The organism is Pelotomaculum sp. PtaB.Bin117 (genome assembly GCF_002067195.1).
GTDB lineage: Bacteria > Bacillota > Desulfotomaculia > Desulfotomaculales > Pelotomaculaceae > Pelotomaculum_D > Pelotomaculum_D terephthalicicum.
In genome coordinates, this window is sequence record NZ_MVQM01000100.1 from 1 (window position 1) to 11,079 (window position 11,079).

At 52.9% G+C, this 11,079-nt stretch carries 5 protein-coding genes; all 5 read left to right on the plus strand.

What is annotated here, in order from left to right:
• Nucleotides 1-1,507: ATP-dependent DNA helicase RecQ (locus tag A4E54_RS06960; RefSeq protein WP_286725222.1), on the plus strand; the 1,507-nt coding region annotated here is incomplete at its 5' end.
• Between the two features lie 242 nt (nucleotides 1,508-1,749).
• Nucleotides 1,750-4,299 (plus strand): S-layer homology domain-containing protein, encoded by a 2,550-nt coding sequence (locus tag A4E54_RS06965; protein ID WP_286725225.1) that lies wholly within the window; start codon nucleotides 1,750-1,752, stop codon nucleotides 4,297-4,299.
• A gap of 309 nt (nucleotides 4,300-4,608) precedes the next feature.
• Nucleotides 4,609-6,789 (plus strand): DUF3160 domain-containing protein, encoded by a 2,181-nt coding sequence (locus tag A4E54_RS06970; protein ID WP_240085118.1) that lies wholly within the window; start codon nucleotides 4,609-4,611, stop codon nucleotides 6,787-6,789.
• Between the two features lie 63 nt (nucleotides 6,790-6,852).
• Nucleotides 6,853-9,141, plus strand: coding sequence for an S-layer homology domain-containing protein (locus A4E54_RS06975; RefSeq protein ID WP_286725228.1), 2,289 nt, complete (start codon nucleotides 6,853-6,855; stop codon nucleotides 9,139-9,141).
• A gap of 132 nt (nucleotides 9,142-9,273) precedes the next feature.
• Nucleotides 9,274-10,914 (plus strand): CapA family protein, encoded by a 1,641-nt coding sequence (locus A4E54_RS06980; protein ID WP_286725231.1) that lies wholly within the window; start codon nucleotides 9,274-9,276, stop codon nucleotides 10,912-10,914.
• The last annotated feature ends 165 nt before the right edge of the window (nucleotides 10,915-11,079 follow it).

Below are 11,079 nucleotides of genomic sequence, written 5' to 3' on the forward strand. Positions count from 1 at the left end.
TTTTTCCGTAATCCGGGGCGAGAACAAAAGGGACTTTTTACTGGAGTACTTGGCCGGCCGGAAAGAGGAGGCCGGCATCATTTACGCGGCGACCCGGAAAGAAGTGGACAATCTGTACGAGTTTCTTTGTAAGAAAGGATACTCCGCGGGAAAATACCACGCCGGACTGAGTGAAGAAGAGAGAACCGGCAGCCAGGACATGTTCCTTTACGACGACATCCGGATTATGGTTGCCACGAACGCTTTTGGCATGGGTATCGACAAGTCCAACGTCCGCTATGTGATCCACTACAACCTGCCCAAAAACATGGAGGCTTACTACCAGGAAGCCGGCCGCGCCGGAAGGGACGACGGGCCGGGGGAATGTGTCTTGCTGTTTGGCCCGCAGGACATCCAGATTCAAAAATTCCTTATCGGGCAGACGCAATATACGCCGGAAAGGAAGCTGAACGAGTACCGGAAATTGCAAGCCATGGTGGATTATTGCCATACCCCGCACTGCCTGAGAAAATATATTTTGCGGTATTTCGGAGAAGAGAGCATAGCGGAGGAATGCGGGAACTGCGGCACCTGCAACGAAAAAACCGAACTGGTTGATCAAACAGTTGACGCCCAGATGCTCTTTTCCTGCATCCTGCGCCTGCGGGAACAGTTCGGAATTTCAATGGCGGCGGAAGTTTTAAAAGGTTCCTTGAACAAAAAAGTGCTGCGTTACGGGTTTAACGAATTGTCCACCTACGGCCTGATGAAAGACCGGACCCTGAAGCAAATCAGCGACTTTGCCAATGTACTGATTGCCGAAGGGTACATTCAGCTGACGGAGGGCCAGTACCCCGTGGCCAGGTTGACTCCCCGGGCCTTTCCCGTCCTGAAAGGGTTGGAAAAAGTGATGCTCAAGGTAAGGATAAAAGAAGCGGCCGCCACTGTGGACGACTCACTTTTTGAACAATTGCGCGGATTGCGCAAAGAGATTGCGCAAAAAGAGGGAGTACCTCCTTATATAGTTTTCGCGGACAGCACCCTGCGGGAAATGTCCATCCGCCTGCCGGCAGATCAACACGCCATGCTGTCCATCAAGGGGGTCGGGCAAAGGAAATTTGCAAGCTACGGCGGGCAGTTCCTTCAGAAATACGTGGCCGAAAAGGGAATTATCCTCCGGCAGGGGAAGCCCGCCGGGAAAAAGGTGCGGGACAATGAAACGCCGAGCCACCTGATGACTCTGCACCTGTACCGGGAAGGCGTCACTATTCCAGAAATTGCCAGACAAAGAGGCTTGAGCGCGGTCACCATTCAAGACCACCTCGTCCGGTGCGGCCTGGAAGGTCACCACATCGATTGGGACGACTTTATCCCGCAAGAATATGAAGCCTTAATCTTGCAGAAAATTGAAGAGGTCGGCGCTCAAAGATTAAGGCCCATCAAGGAAGAATTGCCGGCCGGGGTGGATTACTTTGCCATTAAGGCCGTGTTGTGCAAATACAGACTGATGACAGGAGAACAAACTTGAGCCCATTAAACAACAGTCATGTTTCGACATATTAATATTTTATTTATAAAATACAAATATTTTAGAGGAATTATTTGCAGATTCATCTAATCTTTAATATTTTGATGGGAGGTGTAACTTTATAGAACCGCTATGATTCCAACAGTTAATAAAAGCTATAAGGAGGGTGTGCAAAAACGTATATTCAATCAGGAAACAGGTACAGGATAGCACTATTATTCTGTCTTTGCCTGGCAGCATTCTTGTTCTGCGCCTTACCGGCGCTGGCAGCGTCAGACTCGACTGCCGCCGGTTCGCCCACGGGAGACGCGGCTTTGCAGACAAGCGGTCCTAGTTTTACTGACCTGCCTGTTGACAGTTCTTTATATCCGGCTATCCGTTATCTGGTCGGCAAGAACATCTTATCGGGTTTTCCTGACGGTTCCTTTCGTCCCGCGGATTCCATCACCCGCGCCGAGGTTGCCCGGATGATGGTGCTGGCCAAAGGACTGACGCCGGCAAATGGCGGAGCGCAGACTTTCAGCGACGTACCCGGCGGACACTGGGCCTACGGTGTGATCGAGGCCGCTGCTCAAGACGGCCTGCTCAAGGGCTACCAGGACGGCACGTTCAACCCGGACGGCAGCATTACCAGGGTAGAAGCCACTTCCTTACTGATGAGGCTTTCCGGGGGCGACCTTACCGGTGAAACCGTGGAAATCGCCGACGTGCCCGCCGGCCACTGGGCCTACCGGCAAGTGGCGACAGCGGTGCAGGCCGGACTGGTGGAGCTGCCCGCCGGCAATTCGTTCAACCCGGAGGTAAACTTCCAGCGTGGTGAAATGGCTAAGAGCCTTTCCGCTTTATTTACCTTGAGTCCGGTTTTACGGTTAAACGAGCTGAACGGCAAACTTACGGTTAAGAGCGGCACAGTGACTGTAAACGGCGTCAAGGTTGGAAGCGCTGTAAAGGTGAGCGCGGGTGATGCAATTGTCACCGGCGCCGACAGCAAGGCGGAGATTACCTTTGACGACGGCAGCGGCTTTTTGCTCATGCCCGGTACCGAATTCGCCATTACGACGGCGCAAGGCTTCAACTACATGAAGAAGGACGGTACCGCCGGCGTGGCTGTGGACAAGCTCACCATCGACCTGAAAAAAGGCAATATCTTCGGCGCGCTGGCCAGCCGTTATGATAATAACAATAATACTGCTTTCCTCGACGGGAGTAATTCCGTGCTGCTCGCCTCGCTTGATTTACCGCCCGGCATCCTGCTGGCCGAGGGAGAGAGCGAGGCGGCCTGGTGGAATGAGCCTTACGCGCAGAGGACGAGAGTGGAAGTCGACATGCCCTGGGGCGTGGCCGCAATCCGGGGAACCTTCTGGAGTAGCTTGGTTACCGCCAGCGGTCAGAGCAGCACCAACGTGCTGATCGGTGACGCTACATTAACGTCAGGCGGGCAAACCGTATCGCTTGCCGGCGGCCAATCCAGCACCGTCACCTCTTCGGGTGGAGCGCCGCCCACGCCACCGGCTCCTATGAGCCAGACCGAAAGGCAGGCTTTTGCCGGGGTGCAGGACTGGGTGAACCAACGCGCCCAGGAAATCCAGAACAATTTGCCGCCGGCTCCGCCATCCGCGCCACCGGGAGCGCAAGGACCGCCTAACGTCGTTAACGCTGTTACCCGCGCGCTGGAGCAAGTCACGAGCGGCTTGCCCCCTGCTAACCAAACACCAGATAATGATGGTGGAAACAATCACAATAATTCCACACTGACTGTGGCACCGGTAACGGCTGACCCCGTGACCGGCACGACGGTGGCGATTGGCGCTCATGTCACTCTCACCACATCCACCAGCGGAGCGGAGATCTATTATACGACTGACGGAACTGATCCGGATGCGGTTTATGGGACGCCTTATAACGAACCAATCGCAGTGACAGAACCGGTTACCATTAAAGCTATCGCCGTAAAGGACGGGTATCGCGACAGTCAGGTCTCCACGTTCAGCTATGATGTCCGGGTAGCCACGCCGTATGTCGTTGATCAGGATGGTGGGATACTATCACCGGGTTTCATAGATATGGGCGCAATGTTAAGACTGCGTTGCGCTACGGATGGCGCGTCTGTTTACTACACCTACACCACTGACGGGTCTCCGCCGGCAACACCTAGTACACTGTACACAGACGATGAGATAGATGAGATATATGTGGAAGGGCCTTTGCACGTCAGGGCGATTGCCGTTATGTCCGGATGGGCAAACAGCGAGGAACTTGATTGCGTATATTATGCGCCTCCGAGCACGGCAGAGCTTGGTGAGGCGTATAATGAAAACAGTGACGAATTTTACCTTCCATCAAGAGACGATATAAAACTGTTTGCTTTTCGGCTGAATTTAGACGGAGAAGATGTCACTGCGGGTGAGGTTGTCATTAACGCAATTGGCGTGGCAGGTACTGTATACGCGTCTGATTTAAGTGACTTAAAGCTTTATATTGACAATTACGAGTCCGGACAAGAACTGTTAACTGACGATGTGACCGCCCAGGCGGACGGAGACGGGATGCTTACCGGCGTACAAATAAGCGGTTTTCAGTTGACAACTTCTCAAAGCGCATACGATATAATTCTGGTGGGAGACGTAGCAGATCTAGAACTAGGTGATACTGTAACATTTAGCATTACCGCCGCAGGCTTTACCACCGCCGCAGGCTTTACCGGTCTTACCGGAGTTGATTCCGGATTGACCATAATACCGGACGGTGATCCTCCTGTTGTAGAGGGTAATCCGCACAGCTATGGTTCTTAGATAATGGTATAAGAAGAATCCCCTGCGGTCAGGACATTTCAGTTATGGCCCCAGGGGATTTTTTTGCTTTTTTTTAAATCTTTGATACTCTTATAGCATGACGAGAGTGACAAATTCCGACAAATTATGACAAAGAAAACCCCTTGAATATTTCTAATTTATTGTTATTGTTTAAGGGACATTACCAAAGAAATGGGAATGGATTGAAAGACACGATCCGGAATTGTTAAAATGGTGGAACTGGAAGGATATCGGATCGTTTAAATACACATATTGGGCTAATCGCCCGACGGAAAGGAGATGAAGGCCGTGAAAAGAGGAAGCCGTCAGGACTGTTGCCGAATTATCGGCCATAGTCATAGTAAACGGGGAAGAGAGTATTTGCCCGCGTTAATCCTGGTGCTTTTGCTGCTTGCCGCGGCAAGCAGCGGCTGTTCCGGCACTGACAGGCTGGAGGCGGCGAGCATCGACGCAACCTTTACCGGGTATGAAGACCTTCCCGTCCAGGTAAACCCCGCCGTCGAGCCATATGCGGTGAAGCCGGATATGGGCAATATCACCAACAAGGACATGTTTGAACTGTCCCCGGCGGCGAAAAACCTGTTAATTAAAAATGGCTTCGTCGTGGTTCCCAACAAGTATGAGAAAGAGTTTTTCTCGCTATACGAGAGAAATCGGTATGAACCGGTTCCGTTGTTTATCACCACCGATTCCGTGCTGCACAACTATCATTTGTTTTTTGACCACCTGTTGCGGGTTGTGGAAACGGAAAAACTTGCCCCGGAACTGAAAGAGCTTAACAAATCGATGTTGAACCAGGCGCAAAAGCAGTACAAAGATCTCCAGGGCACCATCTGGGAGAACGCCGCCAGGCGGAATGTCGGCTTTTTCGCCGTGGCCTGCAAGCTTGTGGACCCTGACGAGGCCATCCCTTCCCTGGTGAAAAATGAAGTGGAAAAAGAGCTGGACTTGATTGAAAACCACCAGGGCATCGCTGTTTCGCCGCTGATGAACATCGGCGGGAACGATGAGCTTAGCGGCGCTTTCCAGGAGGATTACTCGCAATATGTGCCGAGGGGTCATTATGACAAGACGGATTCGCTCAAGGCATATTTTAAGTCCATGATGTGGTACGGCAGGCTAAACTTTCGCTTCAAGAGCGAGGATGAAACCAGGTCCGCCTTATTGATCACGATGGCTTTGGGCAAAGGGGAAAACAGGCGGATGTGGGATGACATATATGCCACCACCAGCTTTTTCGTCGGTAAAAGCGACGATATCTCCTATGCTCAGATCAGGGAAACAATCGATAAGATATACGGGATAAACGCCGACCTGCAGACAGTGCTTTCCAGCCCGGACAAATGGAACGCGCTCCTGGAAGCCGCCGGGCAACTGGAGCCGCCGTCTCTGAACTCCATACCGGTTAACGCGGGAACATCCCAGGCTGAACGGAAAGAAGAAATAAAGGGTTTCCGGTTCATGGGGCAGCGGTTTACCATAGACGCCTCTGTTTTTCAGCGGCTGGTTTACCGGGAAGTGGGGGAAAACAGCCAGGGCGAGCAGAGGATGCTGCCCAGGGGAATGGACATTCCCGCCGCCATGGGTTCGGCGGAAGCCTACGCCATTTTGCAATCCATGGGGGAGACGGATTACCGGAACTACCCGGAAAACATGGCCGAAATGAAAACCTATATCAACAGTTTGAGCGACGAGACCTGGACCCAGAACCTCTACTGGAACTGGCTTTACGCGCTTATGCCCTTGATTCAGGAAAAACCGGAAGGGTACCCTTCGTTTATGCGCAGCCAAGCCTGGGCCAGAAAGGAACTCAATACCTATCTGGGCAGTTGGGCGGAGCTAAAGCATGACACTATCCTATACGCCAAGCAGGTTTACGCTGAGGCCGGCGGCGGCGGGGAACAGGTTGACGACCGCGGGTATGTCGAGCCCAACCCTTATCTGTACGCCCGCCTGGCCTCGCTGGTGAAAATGACCGGGGACTGCCTGCTGGAGCGCGAACTCTTAAACGAGCGGGATAAGGAGAGTCTGGAACGGATGGAGACACTGGTTACTGCCCTGAAGACTATTTCTGAGAAGGAATTGGCAAACACCCCTTTAACCGACGAGGAGTATGAATTAATCCGCTCTTATGGAGGACAACTGGAGCATTTCTGGATTGACGCCCTGAGTGACGAGGGAGTTGACCACCGTTCCGCCGCAAATGACCGGCCCGCCGCCTTGGTGGGGGACGTGGCCACCGACCCCAACGGCCAGGTGCTGGAAGAAGCGACGGGCCGCGTTTTCAACATCTATGCGGTTGTTCCCGTGGACGGCAAGCTGAGGATCGCTGTCGGCGGCGTGTATTCATATTACGAATTTCCCTGGCCGCTTAGCGACCGGCTGACCGACGCCAAATGGCACAAAATGCTGGATGACGGCCAGGCTCCCCCGCAGCCGGAATGGACCAAGTCCTTTATTGCTGAGTGAAGACGTGATAATTATTGAGGATGTAAACTGTAGATGATTTATTCGTAAAGAGGAGGAGAATAAATGAACTGGCGGAACTGGACGGCATGTATTGTTGGATCATGCTTTATCCTCGGCGTATTCTTATTGCATCAGGGGGTTGCCGTGGCGGAGGTTGCGCCTGCGGACCTCAAGGAGGCAGAAACATTTGAGAATGGCGCCGCGATAAATCAAAAAGCCGCGGCAGACGGCGCGCGGTATGCGGTAAGCTTGGAGCAGGCCATCCAAATTGCCAGGCAGGCGTTTGCCGTTCCGGGGGAATTGGACCAGTTTTCAAGCGGTTTCAGCCAGTCTGAGCAGAATTCTTTTTGGAATCTGCGCTGGTACCGGAACAGCGAACCGGGCGGCGAAATGAATGTAAAAGTTGACGCCGGGACGGGGGAAATCTGGAGCATGTATAAGTGGCTGCCGCGGGGGCCCGGAGTGGTGTACCGGGGATTGCCCCGATATTCCAGGGAGCAGTCGGAAGCTATGGCCGCCGCCCTTGCTCAAAAGTTGCAGCCCGGGCGTTTTGGGGAAACCAGCTTGCAGCCGGGTAGCGACTATGTCCCGCCCCTGTCTGTTAATGAGCGCGAGCAGGTGGAATACAACTTTTACTACGCCAGGTATGTTGACGGTGTAATCTATTCTGACAACGGTATTAGTGTGGCGGTGAACGGGGATACCAATGAAGTGATCCGCTTTGATGTGAACTGGGAAGAAGCGCGGGATTTTCCGCCGCCGGCCGGCAAAATTGCCCCGGAGCAGGCTGAACAAGTTTTTTACTCTGAATCAGCTCCCGAATTGTATTACTACCGCCCTTACGCGCCATACGGCGTGGAAGCGCCCGTGCAGCTGGTTTACAAGCTGCCGGAATCCCGGCGGCAGGTTGTTATTGACGCTTTGACCGGCGAGCTTCTAAATAATGAAGCAAGCTATAACTACAAGCAAGCCAGCATGCCTGACGGCGCCGGAGGCGCGGGTAATTATCTATTCGACCAAGCGATTAGGCTCAACCCGGCTGAAGAAGACCAGGTTGACAGGCTGAAGAATGTTATTCCGCAGGATGAAGCTCTGAAAATAGCGAAGTCCGCCGTAGCAATACCGCCGAAATATGTTTTAACCAGCAGCAGGTTGGAACAGGACTACTCGTTTAAGGAGAATAAGTCGTGGGAATTTAGCTGGCAGGCCGGCGATGGTTCGGACGATGGCGGAATGGATGTCTCCGTCAACGCCGTCAATGGAGAGTTGGTGGCATTTAGCCGTCGTTATAACAGGTATGAAGATTTAAAGTCACCGGTAGTAAAGTTTAGTGATGAAGAAGCCCTGCATATAGCGGAAGATTATATTGAAAAAAATCAGCCGGGCAGGTGGGCGCAGGTGGTGTTTGGTTCGTTGAGACCCGTGCAGGGGCTGGTGATCGACCCGCTGGAGGAGCCGCGGCCGCGCGCGTATGCCATTAACTACACACGGGTGACGAATGGAGTGAAATTCCCGCAAAACGGGTTCGACCTGGAGGTGAACAGCGCCACGGGTGAAATAAATTCGTACCGGATGACCTGGTGGGATGTGCAATTTCCCGACCCCCAGGGTGTCATCAGCCAAGAAGCGGCGGCGGACAATTACCTGCGGGAAGCCCCGCTGACACTGGGCTACCTGCGGACGTGGGCGCCGGAAAAATCCGTAAAGCCGCGCGAGGAGGGCAAAGTTCACCTGGTTTATTACCAGCCGAACCGCAACTTTGCCATGCTGGATGCTTTCACCGGCCGGATTCTTGATGAAGAGGGAAAGACAGTTACTCCAGCCGGGGAAAAAGAAAGCTTCAGCGACCTGGCGGGCCATCCGGCGCGTGAGGCGGTGGAACTGCTGGCCGAAGCGGGCATCGTCACGGGGGCTGACGGCAGGTTCCGGCCTGACGACCCTGTGACCCAGGCTGAATTAATCGCCATGCTGGTGAAAAGCTCTGGACGGTCGCCCGGGGCGGCTGCCGGCGGCAAGGAACCGTGGTACCGGAGCTATTACGACACGGCGGAGCTGCTCGGCATTATTCGAGCCGGGGAAAAGCCGGAGCCGGATGCTGCCGTCAATCGTGAAGATTTGGCCCGTTTAGCCGTCCAAACCATGGGTCTTTACAATGTGGCCAGATTAAGCAACATTTATGTGCTTGATTTTCAGGACGCTAACGATATTTCCGAAAACTTGCGGGGACATGCCGCCCTGTCCGTGGCGCTTGGCTTAATCAAGCCGGTGGAGGGGAAATTTGAGCCCAAAGCTGTTGTGACCAGGGCCGAAGCGGCGGAAACGATTGTAAGGTTGTTAATAAACGGCAAGTAGCACAAGAATGGGTGCCATAGCTGCATAAAACCATAACCTTGCTTCATTTGCGTTTCAACGCGCGCTGGTGAAAATAAACAGGAACTAGCCTGCAGTTGCGAGTCCTTGCACGAGCGCGATAAGGAGAATTCATTGCTTAGCTTAATGAAGACGCGGAAATTATTGATAATTGCCTTGCTGGCGGCGATTGGCTGCCTGTGGTTCATAACGGCGGGGAGTTGTTCACCGGAAGAAGATTTTACGGCGTACAAGGAAAAAAAGTTAAAGCTTCCAGCCGGGCAGGAGCCTGTTTGCCTGGTGGCGGCGGGGGATATTATGCTTTCCCGGGGCGTGGCCGGGGAAAGCATAAAGCAAGGGAATCTCCGGCACCCTTTTGCGAAAATTGAAAAATACTTGAAAAACAGTGATATTGTTTTCGGCAATCTGGAAAACCCAATCACGCCGGGCAGGGAAATCGGCGCGCCGGAGATGATCCTGCGCGCCGATCCGGGTGTGGAATTCGCTTTGCAAGACGCCGGCTTCACCATCCTTTCCCTGGCCAACAACCACTTGCCGGATTTCGGCCCGCAGGGTGTGCGGGATACCCTGCGCTATCTTGATGGCGCGGGCATTGGGCATGCCGGGGCCGGGAGAACGGAAAACGAGGCGTATGCCGCGGAGCTTATCGAAGTGAAGGGAATGAAGCTGGCGTTTCTTGCTTTTGCCGATCCCGGCCTCGTGCCTGAGTCTTACCTGGCAGGAGTTGAGCATCCCGGTATCGCCTTTCTTGACCGGGAAAAAGTAAGGGCGGCCGTAAAAGACGCCGGAGAAAAAGCAGATTTTGTGGTGGCGTCCATCCACGCCGGCAGGGAATACGAGCACGAACCGGACCAGACGCAAATTGAATACGCGCGCCTGGCGATAGACGCCGGCGCGGATCTCGTTTTGGGGCATCACCCGCACGTGGTCCAAAAGGTGGAAAAATACAAAGGAAAGTACATCTTTTACAGCCTGGGCAATTTTATTTTTGATCAAAAATGGTCCCGGGCTACGCGCGAGGGCCTGGCGGCCAGAATATTCATTACCCGCGCAGGCTTGGGGAAGATTGAATTTCTGCCGGTTTTCATCAATGATCAAGACCAGCCGCAGTTGTTGGAAGGGGAAGCGGCCAAATCTGTTCTGGCTAATTCGGGATTAAAGCTGGAGGAAGCGGCCGTCCCTGCCTGGGATCAGGAAAACCGTGTTTTTGAGAAAAGTATTAGATATGTTTTTTACGCCCAAAGGCCACTGCCGGAATCCAGGCTGGCCAAAAAGCAGTCCTTCGACCTGAATCAAGACGGCATTAACGAAGATTATTCTTTGCAGGATGGCGCGATGAAGGTTGCCAGCGGCTTGCAAACAATCTGGCAGTCGCCCGGTGAGTGGTGGGTGGATAATTTCTTTTTGGGCGATTCCAACAACGACGGTGTTTCCGAGTTGAACCTGCTGGTCTGGAAGTCGGGGAGCTTTGGGGCGCACAAGCCTTTTTGGGTTACCCAAGATGATCAGAGCGTGAAAAATCATCTTTTTATCTTCAAGCTGGCCGGCAGTTCCTTTAAACCTGTTTGGCAATCGTCCAATCTGGATCGTCCGAATTATGAAACGGTCCTGGAAGATTTGGATGGCGACGGCAGCAACGAGCTGGTTGTCACGGAAGGCAGCTATGTCAATCCCAAGGAAAGAGAAGTAAATATATGGAAATGGAACGGTTGGGGTTTCAGCAAAATTTCTTACGGGGAACCTCAAGATTCATAAAAACAATATTAATAACACCTTAATGGCTCTATTTTTTTTAACAAACCCGCCGAATAAATCAAAAGGAGTAAAAATTCAGTGGAGGTGATAAGGTTGAAAGACTTTGTATTTTATGATGGGCGAAAAAAGGCATAGCAAAAAAAGCCCCTAAATAGCGACTTTGAA

What these genes read in the sequence shown, in the direction of transcription:
- A4E54_RS06975 (WP_286725228.1), top strand. Translation starts at nt 6,853, where the DNA reads ATGAACTGGCGGAACTGGACGGCATGTATTGTTGGATCATGCTTTATC.